At 68.1% G+C, this 20,088-nt stretch carries 24 protein-coding genes; 7 read left to right on the top strand and 17 right to left on the bottom strand.

Going from position 1 to position 20,088, the window contains the following annotated elements:
• Positions 1 to 123: 123 nt before the first annotated feature.
• A complete protein-coding gene (locus ABD297_RS22850) occupies positions 124 to 522 on the bottom strand; it encodes a hypothetical protein (protein ID WP_344257444.1) in 399 nt (132 codons plus the stop codon).
• A 448-nt stretch (positions 523 to 970) separates the two neighbouring features.
• Here ABD297_RS22850 and ABD297_RS22845 point away from each other — a divergent pair, with 448 nt between their 5' ends.
• From ABD297_RS22845 to ABD297_RS22835, 3 genes are read left to right on the top strand one after another with little or no spacing between them, the layout of a single operon-like run.
• The gene (locus ABD297_RS22845; RefSeq protein ID WP_344257443.1) at positions 971 to 1,615 is read left to right on the top strand and encodes a glutaredoxin domain-containing protein; all 645 of its coding nucleotides are present in this window, start codon (positions 971 to 973) and stop codon (positions 1,613 to 1,615) included.
• Complete coding sequence (locus ABD297_RS22840; RefSeq protein WP_344257442.1) at positions 1,599 to 1,730, top strand: hypothetical protein; 132 nt, start codon at positions 1,599 to 1,601, stop codon at positions 1,728 to 1,730. Before ABD297_RS22845 ends, ABD297_RS22840 begins: the two co-directional genes overlap by 17 nt.
• A 27-nt stretch (positions 1,731 to 1,757) precedes the next feature.
• Entirely contained in the window at positions 1,758 to 2,150 is a 393-nt protein-coding gene (locus ABD297_RS22835; RefSeq protein ID WP_344257441.1) for an AhpC/TSA family protein, read from the top strand.
• Between the two features lie 149 nt (positions 2,151 to 2,299).
• On the opposite strand, the gene ABD297_RS22830 is transcribed toward ABD297_RS22835, so the two are convergent.
• The 7 genes from ABD297_RS22830 to ABD297_RS22800 form a co-directional block, all read right to left on the bottom strand.
• Positions 2,300 to 2,620 (bottom strand): ArsR/SmtB family transcription factor, encoded by a 321-nt coding sequence (locus ABD297_RS22830; protein ID WP_344257440.1) that lies wholly within the window; start codon positions 2,618 to 2,620, stop codon positions 2,300 to 2,302.
• 59 nt (positions 2,621 to 2,679) lie between these two features.
• Positions 2,680 to 4,116, bottom strand: a complete 1,437-nt coding sequence (locus tag ABD297_RS22825; RefSeq protein ID WP_344257439.1) for a permease — start codon at positions 4,114 to 4,116, stop codon at positions 2,680 to 2,682.
• A 47-nt stretch (positions 4,117 to 4,163) separates the two neighbouring features.
• Positions 4,164 to 4,400, bottom strand: coding sequence for a hypothetical protein (locus ABD297_RS22820; RefSeq protein WP_344257438.1), 237 nt, complete (start codon positions 4,398 to 4,400; stop codon positions 4,164 to 4,166).
• A 203-nt stretch (positions 4,401 to 4,603) separates the two neighbouring features.
• Entirely contained in the window at positions 4,604 to 5,806 is a 1,203-nt protein-coding gene (locus tag ABD297_RS22815) for an ABC transporter ATP-binding protein (protein ID WP_344257437.1), read from the bottom strand.
• Complete coding sequence (locus ABD297_RS22810) at positions 5,793 to 6,749, bottom strand: ABC transporter permease (protein WP_344257436.1); 957 nt, start codon at positions 6,747 to 6,749, stop codon at positions 5,793 to 5,795. Before ABD297_RS22810 ends, ABD297_RS22815 begins: the two co-directional genes overlap by 14 nt.
• 86 nt (positions 6,750 to 6,835) lie before the next feature.
• Positions 6,836 to 7,585, bottom strand: a complete 750-nt coding sequence (locus ABD297_RS22805) for an ABC transporter permease (protein ID WP_344257435.1) — start codon at positions 7,583 to 7,585, stop codon at positions 6,836 to 6,838.
• Between the two features lie 104 nt (positions 7,586 to 7,689).
• On the bottom strand, positions 7,690 to 8,970 hold the full coding sequence (locus ABD297_RS22800; RefSeq protein WP_344257434.1) for an ABC transporter substrate-binding protein: 1,281 nt from the start codon (positions 8,968 to 8,970) through the stop codon (positions 7,690 to 7,692).
• A gap of 98 nt (positions 8,971 to 9,068) precedes the next feature.
• Here ABD297_RS22800 and ABD297_RS22795 point away from each other — a divergent pair, with 98 nt between their 5' ends.
• Positions 9,069 to 9,791 (top strand): TVP38/TMEM64 family protein, encoded by a 723-nt coding sequence (locus ABD297_RS22795; RefSeq protein WP_344257433.1) that lies wholly within the window; start codon positions 9,069 to 9,071, stop codon positions 9,789 to 9,791.
• Positions 9,788 to 10,411: a CDP-alcohol phosphatidyltransferase family protein gene (locus tag ABD297_RS22790; protein ID WP_344257432.1), complete on the top strand. Its 624-nt coding sequence runs from the start codon at positions 9,788 to 9,790 to the stop codon at positions 10,409 to 10,411. Before ABD297_RS22795 ends, ABD297_RS22790 begins: the two co-directional genes overlap by 4 nt.
• 59 nt (positions 10,412 to 10,470) lie before the next feature.
• Here ABD297_RS22790 and ABD297_RS22785 read toward each other — a convergent pair whose 3' ends face one another.
• Genes ABD297_RS22785 through ABD297_RS22775 form a run of 3 tightly spaced genes read right to left on the bottom strand, consistent with a single transcriptional unit; the run spans position 10,471 to position 12,795 of the window.
• A complete protein-coding gene (locus ABD297_RS22785; protein WP_344257431.1) occupies positions 10,471 to 11,961 on the bottom strand; it encodes a dihydrolipoyl dehydrogenase family protein in 1,491 nt (496 codons plus the stop codon).
• A 16-nt stretch (positions 11,962 to 11,977) separates the two neighbouring features.
• Positions 11,978 to 12,244, bottom strand: coding sequence for a zf-HC2 domain-containing protein (locus ABD297_RS22780; RefSeq protein WP_344257430.1), 267 nt, complete (start codon positions 12,242 to 12,244; stop codon positions 11,978 to 11,980).
• Positions 12,241 to 12,795, bottom strand: coding sequence for an RNA polymerase sigma factor (locus ABD297_RS22775; RefSeq protein ID WP_344257429.1), 555 nt, complete (start codon positions 12,793 to 12,795; stop codon positions 12,241 to 12,243). Before ABD297_RS22775 ends, ABD297_RS22780 begins: the two co-directional genes overlap by 4 nt.
• Before the next feature lie 394 nt (positions 12,796 to 13,189).
• On the opposite strand from ABD297_RS22775, the gene ABD297_RS22770 reads away from it, so the two are divergent.
• Positions 13,190 to 13,906, top strand: a complete 717-nt coding sequence (locus ABD297_RS22770; RefSeq protein WP_344257428.1) for a haloacid dehalogenase type II — start codon at positions 13,190 to 13,192, stop codon at positions 13,904 to 13,906.
• 432 nt (positions 13,907 to 14,338) lie between these two features.
• Here the strand turns inward: ABD297_RS22770 and ABD297_RS22765 are convergent, their stop codons facing one another.
• The 4 genes from ABD297_RS22765 to ABD297_RS22750 form a co-directional block, all read right to left on the bottom strand.
• Positions 14,339 to 14,938 (bottom strand): sigma-70 family RNA polymerase sigma factor, encoded by a 600-nt coding sequence (locus tag ABD297_RS22765; RefSeq protein WP_344257427.1) that lies wholly within the window; start codon positions 14,936 to 14,938, stop codon positions 14,339 to 14,341.
• Between the two features lie 127 nt (positions 14,939 to 15,065).
• Positions 15,066 to 15,629: a MarR family winged helix-turn-helix transcriptional regulator gene (locus ABD297_RS22760; protein WP_344257426.1), complete on the bottom strand. Its 564-nt coding sequence runs from the start codon at positions 15,627 to 15,629 to the stop codon at positions 15,066 to 15,068.
• A 474-nt stretch (positions 15,630 to 16,103) separates the two neighbouring features.
• Entirely contained in the window at positions 16,104 to 17,456 is a 1,353-nt protein-coding gene (locus ABD297_RS22755; protein ID WP_344257425.1) for a dihydrolipoyl dehydrogenase family protein, read from the bottom strand.
• A gap of 285 nt (positions 17,457 to 17,741) precedes the next feature.
• Positions 17,742 to 18,041 (bottom strand): DF family (seleno)protein, encoded by a 300-nt coding sequence (locus tag ABD297_RS22750; RefSeq protein ID WP_344257424.1) that lies wholly within the window; start codon positions 18,039 to 18,041, stop codon positions 17,742 to 17,744.
• 55 nt (positions 18,042 to 18,096) lie between these two features.
• Here ABD297_RS22750 and ABD297_RS22745 point away from each other — a divergent pair, with 55 nt between their 5' ends.
• Positions 18,097 to 18,525: a heavy metal-responsive transcriptional regulator gene (locus tag ABD297_RS22745; protein WP_344257423.1), complete on the top strand. Its 429-nt coding sequence runs from the start codon at positions 18,097 to 18,099 to the stop codon at positions 18,523 to 18,525.
• Between the two features lie 75 nt (positions 18,526 to 18,600).
• On the opposite strand, the gene ABD297_RS22740 is transcribed toward ABD297_RS22745, so the two are convergent.
• Positions 18,601 to 19,002 (bottom strand): DUF4913 domain-containing protein, encoded by a 402-nt coding sequence (locus ABD297_RS22740; RefSeq protein ID WP_344257422.1) that lies wholly within the window; start codon positions 19,000 to 19,002, stop codon positions 18,601 to 18,603.
• A gap of 562 nt (positions 19,003 to 19,564) precedes the next feature.
• Positions 19,565 to 20,088: IS3 family transposase (locus ABD297_RS22735; RefSeq protein WP_344257421.1), on the bottom strand; the 524-nt coding region annotated here is incomplete at its 5' end.

Here is a 20,088-nt window from a genome sequence, read left to right as displayed (position 1 = left end):
ACGGGCGTTAGCGTGGGACACGAGAACCTCCGGGCGGTGCGGGACTTAGACACTCCACACCTCACCCGGAGGTTCTCCTCATCGTCAACGCCTACCCGTCACCAACGTCCAGGCCGAGTACACCTAGACCGCACCGAAGATCAGGTGGCCCATCATCGACTTCCACGCGTCGGGGGTGACGGCGAGGACCGGCACGCCGAGCCTGGCAGGCATCAGCAGTAGCGGGCCCAGGATCCACCAGAGGCGCCGTAGATGAGACTGCGCCGACCCCATCGGCACCGACGTGCCCCGGCTGTCCAGGACGAGCCCGACCCCGGCACCGATCACGGCGGAGACCACGAGGTGGACAGTCCACGCGGCGGCGGTCGATGAGCTGCCGACGATCATGGCGATCATCTCGATCATTCCCATCACCTGCATGAGCAGCCGAAGACGACTCCACAGGTGAGGCCAGCGGGCGCCGGTCACGAGCCGCTCCGCGAGGTCACGCTGTCGCGCCGTCGCGCGTGTGGTCATGGTCATGGCTCGTTTCCTTCCGTTGTGCTCGCGACGGCGGCCGCCGCCTTCAAGCCGGTCGAGCCGGTCAGCTTCAGTACACCTTCCTGCAGTGCACCTCCTGGGCCGTCGATGCGACGCGTCTGGAGGGTGGGTAGAACAGGGAGCGGAGCAGGAGAGGACCGACTCGCCTAAGGTGCGGTGGGCCATGTCAACGACGTCTGCGGCCTCCCCGAAAGCTCGACTTCACCACGAGCGAACGGCTCGGCGCCTGCCCCTAGACGTTCAGCCACAGCCACATCGGCTGGTCGACGCGGCCTCGGGCCCCTAGAGCAGGCTTAGCGCGCCGTGGACCCACGTTGGGCCGAAGCCCTATCTCCGACAGTCAGCCGGGAAGCAGAGGCGCAGCTCGCCGGGTTTCGCGTATAGCGGGCGCCTTTGCGGCTACCCAGGGACGGAACGGGAGGAAGCGCACATGACGATCGAGGTGCTGTGGCGGCCTGGCTGCCCGTTCTGCGCGCGGCTGCGCCGCAGGTTAGCCATGGAGGGGGTCCAAACCATCGAGCACGACATCTGGTCCGATCCGCTCGCGGCGGCACGAGTCCGCGAGGTCACCGGAGGGGATGAGACAGTCCCGACCGTTTTCGTCTGGCAGCAGGCCCTGGTCAACCCCTCACTCGAGCAGGTCATGGCTGCCGCCGGCCTGGCGCCAGACGGGCAGCAGGGCCGGGGTGGAGGCGTTGTCGGCCGCGGCATCGCGTGGACCCTGGGCATGGCACTGCTGTGGCTGGGACTGGCGCTTTGGCGGCCCACCACCACGTGGCACCTCGCCCCCGTCTTGGTGGCTGGAGCGCTGCCCTGGTTCGTCATCTCCAACTTGTCGTCCGTCCGACGCAAGACGCGGGCGGTGCTGCTAGCCGCCGCAGCCGGCGGCATTGCTGCGGCACTGGCCGCGACGGTCATGTCCGGACTGGACCTGCTCCGAGGTCCGACGTTGCGGCACCCGGACGGAGCGGCCCTGGAAGCTCTCCAGCTGTCCGGCGGAACAGCGCTGGCCACCGTCCTGGCCGGGCTGTTCTTCGCCATCCGCTCAGGAGGCTCCGATGCCACGACGCCATGACACCGCACTGAGCCTCGCCGGCACGACCGTCATCGACGCCCGCTCCGGCAGGAGCCTGGATCTTGGGGCCCTCGAGGGGGTGCACCTGCTGGTCCTGATGCGTCACCGGCATTGACTGCCCTGCCAACAGCACCTGGTCCAGGTGCACCAGCAGCACAACAACCCCGCCGTCGGCCTGGTCCTCGTCGGGTTCAGTCCGGCCGACCGGCTCGCCGCCTTGGCCAGGCACCTGGGTTGGCCCGGCCTCGTCCTGAGCGACCCCGACCGCACCCTGTACGCCCGACTCGGTTTCCGCCGCGCCCCCTGGTGGCGGGTCTACTCACCACGCACGCTGCTCACCTACGCCCACGCTCTTTGGAACGGCGAGCGGCTCGCCCGCCCGGTCGAGGACACCCGGCAACTCGGCGGCGACGCCGTCATGGTGGACGGCGTCGTCGGGATGCTCTGGCGCCCCCGCACTCCCGACGACCGACCGTCCGCGTCCGCAGTGCTGTCTGCCTCCGACCGGATTTCGCGGCCGAGGAACGGCTCTTGACTGCCCCGGTGAACCCTCGACGACCGGCTCGGGGCTGGCTATCAGGCAGCGTTTCCGGCTCGCCGACGTGGCGCTAACGCTGCTGTGCTCCCGGCTGGGATGAACGTGTCCACATCCGGCCGCCGGTGCCGCACCACGCGCGGGCACGGTCAGAGATCTGGGGATTCGGATACTCGACGTGTGAGCTCCACTAGTCGCCGTAGGCAGTGTTCGCGTAGTGGTTCCGGGAAGTCGGTGGCCAGTCGGTTGAAGACGACGCGGCCCTGCCTGCGGGTGTGGACCAGCCCGGCGGTGCGCAGCAGCCGGAGGGCGTAGGTGACCTGGTCCTCGTTGAGGTCCAGCGCGATCGCCAAGTCACCGACGCACAGCTCGTCGGACACGTCGAGGGCGTAGAGGATTCGTAGGCGCACTGGGTCGGTCATGAGCGACAGCAGTCCCGTGAGCCGCGAGATGTCCTCAGTGCTGGGCACACGCTCCTGCGCCTGTGCCACCGCGTGGGCGTTCACCGGGGCGGCCCGTTCCGCCCCCGTCATCGGCTGCTCTGGGCGGCGGTGAAGGCCGCTGGGTCCGCTATGAAGGCGTCCCGACAGCCGGTGGAGCAGAAGAAGTACGTCGCGCCATGGTGCTCGGCACGTGCCGCCGCGCTATCGGGGTCCACGGTCATCCCGCACACCGGATCGAGCCCGGGAGCCGGGGTGTCGGTCTCGAGAGCTTGTCTGTCACCGCTGCCTGAGTCGCGGCCCTGCCCAGGGTTCTGATTGAGGAAGGTCTCGGGGGCGGCGAGGAAGCGGTCGTGGCATCGGTCGGAGCAGAAGTAGTAGTCGTGCCCGGCATGGCGGGCACGCGCTGGTGCATCCTGGGCGCGCACCTGCATCCCGCACACGACGTCCTTGGCCAGTCCCGCGCCACCGCCAAGACGGTCGCGGTTGCGGTAGAGCCAGTACAAATAGCCGAAGGCTACCAAGGCGACCACATTCAGCACGGTGGTGTAGTTCCAGCCGAGGTGGATGGTGGCGATGCTTGCCTTGGGACGGTGCCCCGGGATTAGCGACAACAGCCGGAACAGCCCCTCGGTGATGAGGCCAGCCACGCTCATCACGGCCCAGAACACCAGGGAGAGCCGCACCGCGAGCCGGGTGCCGTAGAACTTGCGGTAGATCAACACCAGGGGCAGGGCCAGCAGGTCGGCGAAGATGAACGCCACCACGCCGCCGAAGCTGATGCCGCCCTTCCACAGCGCGGCGCCCAACGGCACGTTACCCACCGAGCAGACGAAGCTCAGGAACGCCAGGACCGGTCCGACGATGACGTTCTCCACACCGGAGAGCCACCCGGAGCCAGTGAGGAACAGCGCCTGCCACACCCACACCGGAACTGCGACGGAGGCCAAGCCCGCGACGACGAAACCGATCACCAGCTCCTTGCGCAGCATGCTCAGATCGCTGATGGCGTAACCCGCGGCATCCGACCAGCCCGCACGGCTGCGCAGCCTGGTAGCGCTACCTGCCTCCGCCGCCTCGTTGTCGTCCGCGGCTTCCACACCCGCCGAAGTTCCACCGGTGAGGCGTTCTCGGGCCTGCTCGAGCAGCGCGGTCGGAACCGCACGTGGAAGCACGAGCGCCAGCAAGGCGATCATCACTGCGCCGCCGACGAACTCCGCGACCGCGAACTGCCACCCGATCAGCAACCAGAGCACCACACCGAGCTCCAGCACGAGGTTCGTGCTGGCAAACATGAAGGTCATCGAGGCCGTGAAGTCGGCACCGCGCGCGAACAGGCTCTTGCCCAACGCGCTTGCGGCGTACGAGCACGACGAGCTGACCATGCCGAAGAACGATGCCTTCACGACCGTGCCGGGCCTATGGTCACCGAGCGAGCGCTGCATCGCTCGCCGAGACACGAACGCCTGGACCGCTCCGGACAGAGCGAAGCCCAACGCCAACGCCCAGAACGTGTCGTAGAACATCCACCAACCCTCGTCCATACTGCGACCGATCGTTTCCAACACCTGCATCAGAACGTGCTCCTCGTCTGCGGGTCTTCGAGATTTTCGAGGTGTCGACCGGCGTGCGACTGCTGCGACGTCTTGTTTTCGGCGCGTCGTCGCCGCAGAGCCGCGCGGGCCTCCCCCAGCACGCTCTGCAACTCGCGGACCACGAACTCGCCTTTCACCACGGGGCCGGAACCGCATGCGGGCATCTGGGCCGCACTTGGAGAACGATCGGGGCTAGGGACCAGGGGTTCCGTCATGAGACCAATCATATCCGCACAACCGTACGGATATGATTGCCGGGTGGTTCATTCCAACTGCAGCCGCCGGACTGACCGACTGCACCCGGCTACGTCTGGGGTTCCGCGCGCCGCCAAGGCGGGAGTCGGTCACGGCTGGGATCGGGGGTCGGGTCGCCCGAGGTGTGGGTCCAAGGCCGTCAGCAGGGGGCCGGGGTCGATGATCACCGGCGAGCTGTCCGCGGGGGTTGCGATAGGGGCGAACTCGAACGAGATGAAGTCGCCTCCAGGCCCGCAGCGCCGGAAGCGTCGCAGATCAGCGCGACCGGAACCCCGGTGCGCGACACCCCGACGCGGCCGCCGCGATCCGCCGCTGAGAAATCTTGAGCTCGGGTATCAACCTCGACTTCGAGGCGTGCTGAAGCCGTGCCGGGGTGCTGCTCCTCCGGGACCACCACGACGGTGCGCACAGGGCCGCGTTGTCGCACCGCGCTGACTCTGGCAGTGAACATTGACGATGGGTCGCCGACCGCTGTGGCGCGCAGCGCCTCTCGCCGGACCAGGAGTGTGCTCGTGGGGATGCCTAGACGGGTCACGTTCTGCAAGGCGACGACCTGCTCCAGTTCCTGCCGCGTTAGGGGGAACCCACCGAACCCGGACCAATGGGCCCCGCCGGTGATCTGGCCGTCGACCTCCGAAAAGCCACCGAGCACCCGGGCAACGGCAAGCGAGGCGGGACGACGGTATAGGGCGGCGACCGTGCCTATCTGGTGAATGGTGCCGTCCACCAGCACCCCCACGCGCCCGGCAAGCGCTGCCTCGTCCAGGTCGTGGGTCACCATCACGGTGGTCGGCTCCAGAACCGCGCGAACCTCGGCGAGCAGGTCGTGCATGCTGGCGCGCACTCCTGGGTCGAGGGCGCTGAAGGGTTCGTCCAGGAGTAGCACGCGAGGGCTGGCCGCCAATGCCCTTGCCAGTGCGACGCGCTGTTCCTGCCCCCCGGAGAGCTGTGCGGTACGACGCAGGGCGAGCTCGGGTAGGTGCACCAGGTCAAGGAATGCGCGGGCGCGGTCGCGAGCGGCGTCACGAGCGACGCCGCTGACCCGGGCGGAGAAGGCCACGTTGTCGACCACGCTGAGATGCGGGAACAACAAGGGGCGCTGGAACATCATCGACATCGAGCGTCGTTCCGGCGCCACACCCAGCTGGCTCACCCCTTCGACCAGCACGTCGCCGCGGTCGGGTTCCTCCAGGCCTGCCAGGATCCGCAGGGCGCTCGTCTTGCCTGAACCGGACGGGCCGATGAGGGCGAGCATGTCGCCGGCCTCGATGTACAGATCGACCCCGGAGAGCGTCGGCCGATCACGGCCCGGATGAGTGAAGTACACGTCGCTGAGCTCGACCGTGGCTTCGTCAGCTCTGGTCATGGAGTCTCCCCTCGGCGAACGTGTCCCGGCTCTGGGCGGCGAGCTGCGTCTGGAGCGCGTGAGTACCGGCCCGGACCGGCGCCGGCGCCTGCGGGAACGCCCGGCCCTCGGCCGACTGCTCCGAGGACGTGCTCGGCCGGTCGGTGCCCAGCCGGTCGGATGCCAGACGCCCGAGCAACAGCGCGAGCAGCGGTGGCAGAACGGAAAGGAGCGACAGAGCCGCAACAGCGGGTTCGTTGCCTGTGCCTGAGGCGGCGGCACCGATGAGCATGGGGAGCGTGACCAGCTGTCCGCCACCGACGACCAGGGTCACGACGTAGTCGCTCCAGCCGACCAGAAATGCCAAGAACATGGCTGCGGCGATGGCCGGCCGCAGGGCGGGCAGTGTGACGTGACGGAGCGCCTGCCACTTGGTGGCGCCGAGGAGCCTGGCCTGCTCCTCGGCCCCGGGCTCCAGAGCCGTGTAGCGGGCGGCGACCACGTAGGTGGTGTATGGGAGCGCGTAGACCGTCAGCGTTGCGAGCACCGCGGCGGGCTCAGGGATGCCGGCGCGGAGAACCACGGCACTTAGTCCCACGGCGACCGCGAACGGAGGCAACGCGACCGGGGACAGCAGCAGGAGCGCGGCAACGGCGGGGTGTCGCGTGAGGCGCCACCCGATGGCACGGCCAGCGGCCGAACCCAGGACTGTCGCCGCGACCGCGACGAGGATCCCGAGTGCCGCCGAGCTCGCGACAGCGCGGGCGGTTCCCGCAGTCCACACCGACTCCCAGCCACGCACGCCGAGCTCTTGTGGGAGTGCGGACGGGTACGGCCACCGGTCCGCGATGGCCCAGGCGATGACCGGCAGCAGCGGCAGAACGAACCAGCCGATGACCACCGCGGCCGTCAGGTAGATCGCGACACGGCGCCGGCCGGACGGGGTTCGACCACGACCCGGCACATGCGGATCACGACGACGTCGAGGTCGCTGCTGAGCTGGCTGGAGCGGGGCGGGCGAGCTGGCGCTGGAACGAGGAGGGTGCCGGGTCATCGTGCGCTCACGCGGCGGATGAGCGGAGCAGAGGCCGCGGCCGCCCCCAGAGCCATCAGGGTCGTGGTGAGCGCGACCGCCGCTGCTTGGGGCCGTGTCGTGACATCGATCGACCCGAACAGGCGGTACGCCATGACGGGAAGGCTCTCGGGGTAAGCCGCGCCGAGGACCCACGCAACCTCATAGGAGCCGAGCGTGTACAGGAAGACGATGACGCCGGTGCCGTACAGCGCTGGTGCCGCCAACGGAAGGGTGACGTGACGTAGCCGGGCACCTGCCCCCGCACCCAGCATCGAGGCGGCCTCGAGGTACTCCTGCAACCGAGGTGCCACGGACGCGGTGATCACCAGGGCGACGAACGCCGACTCCTTCCAGGCGAACTCAGCCACGATCGCCACAGGCCACGGTCCGCCCACCAGCTCGGGCCAAGGAGTGGTGACCGACCCCCACGCCCGGCGGGCGATACCGGAGTCGGACAACAGCAGCGCGAACGAGGCGGCCCCGACGATGTGAGCGACCGGGACTGGAGCCGCGGCTGCCGCGGTGAGCCAGCGCGTCAGGCGGTCGGCACGGACCAGCAGCAGAGCCACCGCCAGCCCGACGGCCGCGGAGATCGTGGTAGCGGACATGGAGATCAGCAGGCTCTCTCGGGCCGAGGTGAGCAGGTCCGGGGCCTGGGAAGTGAACGCGTCCAAGCTGAACCGGGGCTGCCCCGCCAGGGGCATCAGCCCGGTGGCCGTCAACACCAGAGCGAGCAGGCCCGTTCCGACGACGGCCGCTACCAGGACGGCCGCCGGGCCTACCAGGGTCACGCTACGCCGCCCTCTGGCCCTCCCCTTCCGGATGAATGTCATCTGCGTTCCAGGACGGCGCGGCGCCACCCGTCGTCCAACGGAGTCACCCATGACGCGGACAACTCCGGCTGGGCGTTCTTGGACATGACGGGGTAGGCGGGCACGACGGGTGAACTCGGGAGTTCGGCGAATCTCCCCCGCGGGCCGGGCGGCAGCCGGGAGGTGTCCAGGACGGTGAACTGGCCCCAGGTCCTGGGGTCGGCCTTCGCGGCCTGCTGCTGCGGGGACAGCGCGAGGTTGGCCACGACCATGGCGGCATCCTGGTGCCCGGAGGTGGCCGGGATCGCCAGGAAGCTGGCGTTGCCGACGGTGCCGCCCTTGAGGCTCAGGACGCGAGTGGCCTTCGGGAACGTGCCGTTGGCCACCAGGTCGGTCAGGGTGGCCGGCCCGTAGGTCATCGTCATGTCGATCTGCCCGTCCGCGTAGAGCTTGTCCAGGGCCACTGCGTCTCGCGGGTAGGTCTGCCCGCCTCGCCACAGGCTGGGAGCGAGATCTCTCAGCGTCGTCCACAGTGCTGGCGTGAGCCGGTTGTATGCCGCCTGGTTGTAGCCAGACGGCACCTGGCGATAGCCACCCGCCGTGGCGTACAGGACCTCGCGCATGAACACGGACCCGGTGAAGTCCGGAGGTGCGGGGTAGGTGAACCGTCCCGGGTGCTGACGCGCCCAGGCAAGTACCCCCTCCAGGCTGGTCGGCGGGGCGGTCACCTTCGCCGCGTTGTAGGCCAGCACGAACTGCGCTTTGTGCCATGGCACCTCGCACCCGTGGACCGGGGTGCCGAAGTCGGTGGCCAGCAAAGGATCAGCAGGGTCGGTGTAGGCCATGTTCGGCAGCGACTGCGTCCACCCGCACCGCCATACACCGGCTTGTTCGCCCGTCGTGAAGTTGTCGCCGTTGACCCAGACGAGATCGACGGCGCCGTCCGTGACGTTCGCCTGACGTTCGCTGAGCACGCGGTTGACGGCATCCTTCGTGTCGGCGACGGGCACTCGGCGCACGGTGATCCCGAGCTGTCGGGCTGCGGGGGTCAAGACATCGTCGACGTAGGCGTTGCCCTTGGGGTCGCCGCCCCACATCCACAGAGAGACGGTCGCTCCGCGGGCCGCGCGAGTCACCTCGGTCCATGAACGTCCGGACGGTGCTGTCTGCGCCGCCTGTCCCTCCGTGGTCGCTGGAGCGGCACAGGCAGCCGCTGCCAGGCAGGCGACCAGCACGGACGACCACTGCCGGCTGCGTCGGAGACGGCCGGGACCGGCGTAGGACTCGGCTCGTGGCATGGACCCTCCAGGATGCTGGTGACGGCTGATCGGTCGAGTCGGGAACACGGCGGGGGACTCAGCGGCTTCCCAAGGCGTCCACCGGTCCTAGGAGATCCATGAACGTCGAGCCAGAGCCAGCGCCCTTAGCCGAGCCACTTCAGGTGACGCAACACGCCGAGCGCGGCGCGCGGGCCGGAATGGCCCGCGGGACGGGGCGGGTCGTCCTGCTCGGCGTGGCGCTCCTAGGCGGTGCCGTGATGCTGTGTTGGACCGGTGCGTTGGACCCAGCACATGTTCACGCGTTCGTCGCCAAGGGCGGGTCTGCTGCGCCCTTCGTCTTCACCCTTTTCTACGTGGTCGTGACCCTCTTCCCGGTGCCAAAGAACGTCCTGTCGGCGCTGGCGGGAGCCGCTTTCGGGCTCCCGAACGGTGTCACGCTCGTCTGGTTTGCCGCCATGGTTGGGGCTCTCGTGGCGTTTGCGATTGCCCGTCGGGTCGGCCCGAGCGTGTTGCACAGGTCGCCTCAAGCGCAACGGCAGCGGGTTCTCGACCGGCTCGGGGGGCATGGGCTGGCGGCGGTCCTGGCGCTGCGGCTGGTGCCGGTGGCCCCCTTCACCGCTGTGAACTACCTGGCCGGCATGTCGAGAGTCGCTGTCCGCGACTACACGCTCGGTACTGCCCTGGGCATTCTTCCCGGGACGGTCATCTACGTGGCCGCCGGCGCGTTCGCCATCGCAGAGCCGGGCCGCCTCACGTGGGCTGGCTTGGCGTTGCTGGTGCTCATGGCTGGTGGCGCCGTCGTGGCTCGGCGGCTCTCCCGTGGCAGAGCAGGTGCGTGACTGTGTTCGATGCTCGGCTTCGGCGTCGCCTGGCCGACCCGCTGGCCCGCGGCGCGAAGCTGATCGACGTTCCGTGGGTCACGCCCGACCGGTTGACGGCCGCCGGCCTGGCCACGGGCCTGGGCAGCGCCGCCGCAGCAGCCGGGACGCTCTGGGCTCTGGCCTTGGTGCTGTGGCTGGTCTCGCGGGCCTTCGACGGTCTTGACGGGCCGTTGGCCCGGCGCCGCGCGGCTGGGTCCGGATCCCCCGCGGGAGGTTTCTTCGACATCACGGCGGACTTCGTCGTCTACGGGACGACGGTCGTGGGAGTGGCTCTCGGGGCCAGCCGGGCCCAGGTAGCCCCCTGGTGGCCCTTCCTGCTGGTGATGCTCGCCTACTACATCAACGGCACGGCGTTCCTCGCGTTCTCCTCCATCGCCGAGCGCACGGGCCGCCGCATCGACGACGGTCGCTCTCTCAGCTTCTTGGGCGGCCTCGCCGAGGGCGCCGAGACCATCGCGGTGCACAGCCTCTGGCTGCTCGTGCCAGGCTGGGCCGGCGGTATCGCGATCGCCTGGGCTGGTGTCGTCGCGCTCAGCGCGGGCCAACGCATCATCGCCGGGTTCGCAGCCCTGACCTGAGCGCGCCTCCATCCCGGGGTCCGGCAGCGTCAGTCTGCTAGGGCGATCGCAGCTACCGCCTACCGACGGCTCACGAACCTGCGAGCGGTCCGCAGCCCACGGATGACCATGGCCGTCGCAGGTCGCGTCAGTTGATCCTGCACGTTCGCGATGACCGCGTTCCACGGGCCGTCCCCGAAGGTCGGGTACGGATGCGTCGTGCCGGCCAGCTGCCGGGTCGTGAGCCCCAATCGGACCGCCAGGGTCAGCTCGGCGAGCGTCTCACCCGCGCGCGGGCCAACGACGGTGGCGCCGAGGATGCGCCCACGTCGGTCGGTGACAAGCTTGGTGAACCCGGTGGTTTGGCCCTCGGCCACAGCGCGGTCGACGTGGCTGTCGGGCCAGGACCGCACCTGCAGGCCGTCTCGGCTCCGCTGCGTGGGCAGCCCGACCGCGGCAACCTCGGGGTGGGTGAAGGTCACGCGGGGCACGGCCGAGAGCGAGACCTTCCGGCGGAGCCCGAGCACAGCGTTGGTCGCGGCCGTGCTCGCGTGCACACCAGCCAGGTGAGTGAACTGCGGATGACCGGTCAGGTCTCCGGCAGCCCAGACGTGAGCGTTGGTCGTGCGCAGGCGCGCGTCGACGACGACGAAACCGCGCGGGTCCGTCTCGATCCCCGACGCATCCAGGCCTAGGTTTCGCGTTCGGGGCGACCGGCCGACGGCCACGAGCAGGTGCTCGAAGTCGACCCTGGATCCGTCGTCGAGCAGCAGAGCACCTCCCACACCGCTGCTACCCACCACCTGGACAACTGTGACGCCCGTGCGGACCTTGACACCATCGTCGGTCAGCGCGTCGGTGACCACCGCCGCCGCTTCCTCGTCCTCGCGTGGGAGGATCCGGTCCGCTCCCTCGACGAGGACCACCTGGGATCCCAGCCGGGAGAAGGCCTGACCCAGCTCGCAGCCGATGCTTCCGCCGCCTAGCACCGCCAGACGACCGGGAAGCTCGGACAGTGCCCAAATCGTGTCACTGGTCAACGGACTCGACTCCAGCAGACCCGGGATGGGCGGCAGCGCCGGAGCGGCACCGGTCGCCAACAGCGCTTGACGGAACTGCACCTGTCGACCATCGACATCGAGACGTCGCGGCCCAGTGAACGTTCCAGTTCCGAGCATGACGTGAACGCCGCTCCCTTGGAGCGCCTCGACTGAGTCCTCCGGGGCGATGTGCCCGATCGCACCGCGGACATGGCTCATGACGCCCGCGAAGTCGACGCCCACCTGCCTAGCCTCGACGCCGAGCGGGGCGCCCCGACGTGCGCCGGCCGCCGCCTCCGCGCAGGCGAGCAGAGCCTTCGACGGCACGCATCCGGTCCAGAGGCAGTCACCGCCGAGTTGGGCGCGTTCCACCAGAAGCACCCGGGCTCCGAGCCGAGCCGCGGTTTTCGCACCGACCATCCCGGCCGTGCCACCGCCGAGAACCACCAAATCCCACGGGTCCTTCGGGTCGCTGGGCTGGCCGGGGGCGCATGTTTCGTTCGCCTGGCCCTTCAGGGGTACCTCACTCATCTCGGATCCTCACTCATCAACTCATCAGCTCATCGACGAAGCTGCGCAGGCGGGCAACCGCCTCCTCGTCTGGCAGGGCCCTGCCCGGCCAATGAGACAGGGCCCTGCGCAGCACCTGGTGTTCCTCGCCCAGCCGAGTGCACCGTTCACAGATGGCGAGGTGCGACTCCAGACGAGCGACCTCCCCGGGCGTCAACGGCGCGGATGGGTCCGCATCGAGATAGCGCTGGATCCGCCGAGCAGTCCAGTGGCACGTCACCATCCGGAGAAGCGGGGTGATCATGAGAGCCTCCGAGAGATGAGGATGTCGGGACCCAGGTGCCTACGCACCCGGCCCCGCGCGCGACTGAGGCGCGACATGACGGTTCCGACCGGAACCCCGAGCGTGGCAGCAGCCTCCGCGTAGCTCAGGTCGTTGACGTCGATGAGCCACAGGACCTGCCTGTAGCGGGAGTCCAGCGCGCTGATGGCCTCGGCGAGCAGGTGATGCAGGCGCTGGTCGATGACCTCGTCCTCGGCGCTGCGAGACGTCGAGGCGCCGAACGCCGGACGGGCCGTCTGCACCGCGTCCCAGTCGGGCACCGTGTCAGGTCGTTGTCGCCGGCGCATGTTCAGGTGTGTGTGCCGCATGATCGTCAGAAGCCACGCGCGCGGGTGTCGGCCGTCGAAGCGGCCGACTGCGCGATAGGCCCGGATGAGGGTCTCCTGCGTAAGGTCCTCTGCATCGACCGCGTCACCCGTCAAGGTGCGAGCCACGCGCAGGAGGACCTCCAGCTCGGGCTGCACGTACCGCCGGAACGCGTCCTTCTGGTCCCGGGCATCGACATCGTTCATGGGCTCGGGCACATCAGGGGAACCCGGCAACGACTGCCACGTGTTCCCATTCCAGCAGAATCCGATTCACGAACAAGCCAAGACGGGCGCCCTGCCTCGACGCATCAGCGGCAGTAGGTGGCCGTACCGATCTACGGCGTCCTTCTGGCGACGTGGCCGAACTAACGCTGGCCGCGGGGACACGGCAGACCGCAGCTGCGCCCTCCGGTGACCACGTCCGTGACCCGGGCTGCGGCACATGCTGGAACCTGCCAAAGGGGCGCACCGCACTCTGCTGGCCTCTCGGCTCAGAAGCTCGCGCATCTACACCGGTCCGGGTACGTGGACCAGAGCATCAGCCGGCGAGGCCGGCATGCCAGCCCCAGTTACGACCGCAGCGACAAGGAGTCACCCCATGACGCACCTCAGCACGTCAGGTCCCCGGGACCAGGGCGCTGCCCGGCGACCCAGTCTCATCATCTTCGATGTCAACGAGACCCTCTCGGACATGGCGCCGGTCGCCACCCGGTTCAGCGACGTCGGTCTGCCCGAGCACCTCGCCACCACCTGGTTTGCGGCACTCCTGCGCGACGGCTTTGCTCTCACGGTCACCGCGGACAACCCGTCCTTCGCCGAGCTGGCATCCGACGGGCTCCGACTACTGCTGGGGGAGGTAGGGACGGACACTGAGCGTGCCGTCGCACACATCATGGGCGGCTTCGCCGAACTACCCGTCCACGCCGACGTCGTCGCCGGCATCCGCGCGCTCAGCGACGCGGGGCTACGCCTGGTAACTCTCAGCAACGGCGCCACCACGGTCGCGCAGGCTCTCTTCAACCGCAACGACATCGCCAGCTGCTTCGAGACCCTGCTCTCCGTGCAGGACGCTCCGGCCTGGAAGCCTGCAGCCGCCGCCTACCATCATGCGCTCGAAGCCTGTCAGGTGAAGGCCGAAGACGCCATGCTTGTAGCGGTGCACCCATGGGACATCCACGGAGCCCGCAAGGCCGGACTGGCTACCTGCTGGATCAATCGATCCGGTACGACCTACCCCAGCATGTTCCTACCAGCCGATCTGCAGGCGTCATCTCTCAACGAGCTCGCGGCGCTTCTGCCCCATCCCCCACAGTAAAGGGACCGACTCAGCTGATCCGCCAGGCCACCGACGGCGCGGCAGCCTTGAACCCGTCGCCCGCCGACACGGACGCCACGGTGGTTGTTGGGTCTCTGCGGGCCCCTGTTGGGTCTTTGCTGGGTGCCTGCCGGGTATTTGCTGAGCGTGTCTCTCGGACGAACCGCGGGTTGCAGGGCGGATTCAGCTGTCGTCGCAACACGTCGAGCGTGGAGGTGCGACGGATGATCGCACCCTTGGGCGGCAGCGTGGGCAATCGCATATGCCCGGCACCAGTCCGTGGACGAGAGATCGACCAGGCGGGTCGCCGAGGGCGTCGTCCAGCGGCGGCGCCTCCATTGGACGACGCCACACCGGCCCAGCCCCGTACGAGGTGTGTGTTGCTGCTTTAACGTCAGGAGCGTTGCGTCCGCCGCCGCGCTCGTGTGCCAGCTAGGCCGAGGCGGGCGTAGTGGCGAGGCTGTCGCTGAGGCTGCGCAGCCCGTCGCGGATACGTGTTTTGGCCGTGCCAGTCGGGACCCCGAGATGGGTGGCGACCTGCGTGTAGCTCTGCCCGGCGAAGTAGGCGAGGAAGATGGCGGTGCGTTGCTTGACGGGAAGCAAGCACAGCGCCGCTCGGACGCGTGCAGCCTCCATCGAGGCATGGGCTGATTCGGCGGTCGCGTCCATGCCGGTTAAGTTCGGCTGCTCCATGGCCCAGGTGTAGTTTCGTCGGTTGGCTGCTTCGGCGCTGCGCACGCGGTCGACGGCCCGGCGGTGGGCGATGGTGAGCATCCAGTTCATGGCGCTTCCCCGGGACGGGTCGAACTGGGCGCTGGTGCTCCAGATGACCAGGAACACTTCCTGGGTGATCTCCTCCGCGTGGCCGCCGCCCTCTCCCACGACTCGCAGGACCATGCCGTACAGGCGGGGTGCCGAGATCTGGTACATCTGCGCGAACGCCGTCTCGTCGCCCACTGCCGTGCGCTGCAACAAGGCCGACAGGTGGTCTTTAGGGGCGTCGCGACCGAGGGAGGAAGCCGTGGCGTCCACGGGCTGGGGGTCATTCATCTGAGGGCGGACGTCGTGGTGGAGTGTTCGCACGGTGGGATCGCACGGTGGGACCTCTTCTTTGAGGGTGTGGAACGGCCCGGGGCTCGGCGCGCAACTGCCGTCACCACTAGCAAGCTCCAGGCGCGTGGCTCGTTTGTGGGGTGCCGGTCGCGGACGCCGGGCCAGGACGGTGCGTGGTGACCCGTTCCCTTCCGTCGTCACCGATCGGGTCTGTGGTCGCGGCAGGGGCCGCTGAGGTGTCGTTCATGCGGGAGACCAGATCGCGCAGGTGGTCGCGCAGGTCCGTGAGCTCGGCTCCGCACAAGCGTGTCTGGTCCACGACGGCGTACTGGGCCGCGGACGCCGCGGCCTCCGCCTCGGCACCTGCCGTGGTCAAGGCCACGGTGACCACGCGACGATCTTGGCCGACCCGAGCACGACTGACCAGGCCGGCCGTCTCGAGCCGGTGCACGATCGGGGTCACCGCGTGCGAGGCCAGGTTCAGACGGGATGCGATCTCATGAATGGGCTGGGCGTCGCGCTCCCACAACACCATCATCACCAGGTACTGCGAATAGGTCAGACCGACAGCCTCAAGCAGCGGACGGTAAGCCCTGGTGACCGCGTTCGTGGCCGCGTACAGGGCGAAGCAGAGCTGGTCATCCAGTCTCAGGTTCGTTGATGTGCTCACAAGGTGGCACCTCTCTTTCTCGGAAAATATCACGCGTGATGTATTTCTGGGGCAATCGGTGCATATTGCTCCCGGGCATCTCTGTGACCGCGCGTGGCGCGCTCAGCACTCGATGTCGCAAGGCCGGGGTGCGAGCGCACCGGCCTGGCCCGAGTGCGGGCAGCCAGCGCGTCGACCCGTGCGGCTGCCAGGAAGTAGCTCTGACGAATTGGGATCTGACACCCATCAGGGGCGGCGCTCCGAGCTGCTGTCGCCGAGGCCTCGCGATGGTCGCGCTCCGACCTGCGGGGGGCTGGTGCGGTCGGCCCCGCATCGCAGCATTTGGCAGCGCTATCGAGTCGATGATGCCCCTGGCTGCTCGTCCCACCTGAGCATGCGAGCCCACCTGAGCATGCGAGGAGGACGCCGCTGCGACTTCGCATCTCGCGTCGCCGCGGCCATGGGGCCGCTACGGGTCGGCGCGTGCACCATCCTTTAAAGCATGGAGCCCAGATCGGATCCAGCCGTCGGGTATGCGGCTGTGGCTGACCTCAGCTGGCGCGCGGTCAGTCCCAGCTTGATAGCCAGGCCGAACATGTTCACAAGCTCGCCGTATCCGGGTCCCAGCAGATGAGCGCCGACGATCTGGTCGTTCGCGGGGTCGATGAGTACCTTGACGGCAGCGGCGGATTCGCCGATCCGGTAGTTCGAGTACCAGCCACTGGTGTCTGAAAAGCGGATGGTCACGTCGATGCCCCGCTCTTTGGCCTCGGCCTCGAGCATGCCGACGCGCACGAGTTCGGGGATGGTGAAGACGGCGGTCGGGATCCCGGCGTAGTTCGGGACAGTCGTGGTGCCCTTGATCATGTTGGACGCTGCCACCTTGGCCTCCGCGACCGCTACAGGCGTCAGCGGCATACCAGCGGTGTCGGCAGAGTCACCCGCGGCCCAGACGGCGGGGTTCGTCTTGCTTTGGAGATGCTCGCTCACACTCACTCCGTGCTCGTCCCAGTCCACACCAGCGACATCGAGACCCAGGGCGGCGAGGTCAGCGATGCGTCCCGCGCCGTGGACGACGAGGTCGGTCTCGATCGTCTCGCGAACTCCCCCACGCTCCAGCGTGACTTTGTAGCCCCCATCGCCCACTTCGACAGCAGCGATGGTCGAGGAGCGCCGCAGGTCGACGCCGACTTTTCCGCTGCGCTCAACGAGGAGCTCGACGAGGTCAGGGTCGAAGCTCTTCAGCGGGCGATCCCCGCGGTCGACAATGACCGCGCTACTGCCGACGCGCACGGCGATGTGAGCGAACTCGAACGAGATGAAGCCGCCACCCAGGAACAGGATCCGCTCGGGGAGGGCGTCGAGGTCCAAAAAGTCGGTGCTGTCGATCAGGTATTCGTGGCCGGGGAAGTCCAGCGGGCGGGGCCTGGCGCCTGTCGCGATCAGAAACCGGGCGGACTCGTAGGACGAGCCATTGACCTCAATCTCACGAGCATCGACGAATTTCGCGTACCCATGGAGCGTCTCGACTCCGTTACCGGCAAGAGCATCCTCCATATTCTGCGGGACCGGATCAGTGAAGCCGCGTTTGTGCTCCATGAGGTCCGGCCAGTTGATGGCGAGTCCCGCATCATCGATGCCCTTGCCGCGCATGAGGCGGGCACTGTCGATGACCTCGGCCCCCCGGCGCAGGATCTTCTTTGGGTCGCATCCCCGGAGCGCGCACGTGCCGCCGTAAGGCAGGGAGTCGACGATGGCTACACGCCAGCCCTGGGCGGCGCACTTGTTGGCGGCCGCAACACCGGCCATCCCAGCCCCAATCACGATCAGGTCAAACGTCCGGCTCATGAGGAGAGTCCCTTCGTCGAGGTGTCAGGGGTGCGTTCAGGCTTGGGGTCGGGCACCGCGTTCGGGCCGCCAACGGGACAGCAGGCATCAGCCGTCCGTCGGCTCTTTGCCCACCGCGCCCCTCCCAAGAGGGCGAGCGCGAGTCCGAGGCCGATCAGTCCCCAGCTCTGCAAAGACACGCCAGCAACTGCTCCCAGCGCTCCGAGCGACAGAAGCGCGGGGAGGCCGCAGCAGAGCCCGAGGACTCCGATGACGGCGGCTAGTGGCGCGAGGGCGGAACTCCGGTCACGCATCTGAAAGCAACCTCCGCAGTTGTTCGAGTGTTGGGGCGCCCTCGTAGCCGTTCGGAGTGGCGTACCGCCGGCATGCCAGCCCCACCCGCGCACCTGGCTCGGCAAAGACGTCGACTCCAGCCACCTGGATGCTGGGTGAACCCAGAAACCCGGCACGTTCCGCCTGCTCAGGGGTCTCCACCAGCCGGTGAGTCACTGTGATGTCCGGTCGCTCGGCCGCCAATAGGGTCAGCCGCTCCGCCGCGGTCTTCCAGTTCGGGCAGCCCTCGAAGTAGAGCAGTGTGATGTCCATGCGCCCGACCGTAGACCTTGATCCAAGGTACAAGGTCAAGGCGTAGGTTGAGCTCATGCGCATCGGAGAAGTCGCCGCCGCCGCGGGACTGCCTACCCAGACCATCCGCTTCTACGAACGCAGAGGTCTGCTCCCCCAACCTCCGCGCGGTCCGAACGGCTACCGGGTCTACGACGCGGAAACCTTGACCCGGCTCCATTTCATCCGCAGCGGACAAGGGGCAGGGCTCACCCTGGTGGAAATCGCCACCATCCTGGAACTGCGCAGCGAAGGCGCCACGCCCTGCGGCCACGTCCGCGACCTGCTCTCAACCAAGCTGCACGACGTCCACATTCGACAGCGAGAACTGAGAGCCCTGGAACGCGAACTGGAAGGTCTCATCAGCCGCAGCAACCGACTCGATCCAACAGACTGCACCGACGACCAGATCTGCCACATCATCCCCCCACCCGACACTCCTAGACTCCAACGCAACCATCCGTGAGAAGCAGTTCACGCCAGCGCGAGGCGGACACAGCCGTGGGCCTTCAGCCACCATCGTCCGTGGGCAACCCGGGAACTACTCCAAGGCTGCGTCACGAAATAGGCCATGGGGGGCGGGGACCGCTTGCCACAGCGGCAACAGCTCGTGGCGGTCGAGATCAGCACGGCACTTGGTGAACGGCCCAGATTGGGCGTCGGTGAGGATAGCCATGTGGGGATCGGCGTAGTCACGCCACCACACCGCCATGCCGACGCCCTCGACGATACGGGACCGCTCCCAGGACTCCCAGAGGGCCTCGAGGCGGGTGATCGCCTCGGCGTGCTCCCACCATCGCGCGCACCAGGTGATGCCTCCCGAGCCGCAAGGCAGGCGCCAGTTGGGAAGGAGATAGCCGCAAACGAACTCGTCGACGTTGGCATAGAAGGGTTCGCGGGCCTCGGCTTCGATGGATATGAGTCCATCATCCCACGCCGTCACATCCAGGTCTCCGGCTCGCCGTAGCAACGCTCGCTCGCCTTGACGTGGCCGGCGTAGAGCGTCTCGACCAGTGCACGAGACGCTGCTGACGAGGAGACAGCTCGACCACTTGACAGGCCGGCGGGGTCCGAGGTGTCGAGGATGCGCTCACCCCGTAGCCGCGGCACCGTCGTTTGGCCGCCCTTGCTCCTCCCGACCAAGCTTCGCGGGTTGTTCACCCAGATGACAGGGCTCGCTTCGCAGTACCCCGCTTCAGGCCGCGGGGTCCCGCATGTTGGAGGTGGCCAGCACTAGGCCTGTGCTACCGATGACCTTACGGACTCATTCGCAGGCGGTCTCCCGGGCAAGGGAGCCGATGATCCATTCCTGCACCCCACTCCAAGAACCCGAGAATCCAAGCCTTTCGGAGCCGAGGTCGATGAGGATCGAGGTCAAGGGACTTGACCAAGGTCCGAGCTTATGGGCTCCACCGTCGTCTGGACCGCAGTAATCTAGGTCAGGATTCCTGAACTGATTGACTTTACTCTGTAAGGTTCCGGCCATGAACTGTCCCGTTCCGGGTTTAGTGGAGGCTCGGAACTGACGTTTCGACGGTAGCCATTACGCGGTCGTGTCGGTAGTGCTGGTCCTCGAGTTCGACGGGCGGGATGAGCCCGATCTCGCCGTGGAGGCGGCGGTGGTTGAACCAGTCGATGTACTCCGCGACCGCGATCTCGAGGTCATCGATGCAGCGCCACGGCCCGCGGTTGCGGAGCAGCTCGGCCTTGAACAGCGAGTTGAACGCCTCAGCCAGGGCGTTGTCGTACGAGTCACCGGTCGAGCCGACCGAGGCCACCGCGCCGGCGTCGGCCAGCCGCTGGGTGTAGCGGATAGCGACGTACTGAACTCCTTTGTCGGAGTGGTGAATCAGGCCAGTCGTGTCCCGGCCGGCGCGAGCCCGGTCCCACAACCCCATCTCCAGGGCGTCGAGGGCCAGGTCGGTGCGCAGGTTCTTGGCCAGCTGCCAGCCGACGACCCGGCGGGAGTAGACGTCGATGACGAACGCGGCGTACACCCACCCCGCGAAGGTGCGGCAGTAGGTGATGT

Origin of the sequence: Terrabacter carboxydivorans (genome assembly GCF_039532035.1) — a bacterium.
GTDB lineage: Bacteria > Actinomycetota > Actinomycetes > Actinomycetales > Dermatophilaceae > Terrabacter > Terrabacter carboxydivorans.
This window is presented reverse-complemented; position numbering and strand designations above follow the sequence as displayed.